Here is a 651-nt window from a genome sequence, read left to right on the forward strand (position 1 = left end):
ATTGTCTTTGGATTGTCGAGCAAGACGCAGTGGTTGAGTGGGCTCTATTACGCTGATTTCATCAGCTTTTACAGCCCTACTCAACTGTGCGGAGGTGGGACGACGAAATCGAATTCTAACGAATTACCGATTTCTGTCCCACTCTCCAGCCTCTTCACTGCATCTGCTTCTTAATGACTATATTGTAACCAGAAATAATACTGGCTTGATGCACAGCCCAGTCTAGTTTTTTCGATTTCTTCCTTAGAAATCTTTTGCGCCATTTGCATTTTTTGTTTATGGTTGAAGAGATTTGTTTTCATAGTGGGCCTCCTTTTATTTGGATATTATTTGTGATTTGTTTTTCCTTACACCTATATGATATAAAATTCCCCGTCCCGCTACCATCGAATAACCTTTCATTTTAAGCTTTAAACTTACATTTTTGTCATCTTAAATAGAAAGTTTGACGATTGATAGTTCAGTTGTTCTATTTTCTACAATTCCCTAAGAAAAACAGCAAAAGAGGCTGGGACAAAAGTCCTAGCCTCTCAATTGTCTTTGGATTGTCGAGCAAGACGCAGTGGTTGAGTGGGCTCTACTACGCTGATTGCATCAGCTTTTATAGCCCTACTCAACTGTGCGGAGGTGAGACGACGAAATCGAATTCTA

1 protein-coding gene is annotated in these 651 nt (G+C 39.9%); it reads right to left on the reverse strand.

Going from position 1 to position 651, the window contains the following annotated elements; genetic code table 11:
• Positions 1–170: 170 nt before the first annotated feature.
• The gene (locus A0765_RS10700) at positions 171–302 is read right to left on the reverse strand and encodes a hypothetical protein (RefSeq protein ID WP_257000845.1); all 132 of its coding nucleotides are present in this window, start codon (positions 300–302) and stop codon (positions 171–173) included.
• Positions 303–651: the final 349 nt, after the last annotated feature.

The sequence above is a fragment of the Streptococcus cristatus genome (genome assembly GCF_001588905.1).
GTDB lineage: Bacteria > Bacillota > Bacilli > Lactobacillales > Streptococcaceae > Streptococcus > Streptococcus cristatus_N.

Bases quoted from the DNA above. Each gene is read 5' to 3' on its own strand.
- A0765_RS10700 (WP_257000845.1), bottom strand. From the start codon at position 302: ATGAAAACAAATCTCTTCAACCATAAACAAAAAATGCAAATGGCGCAA.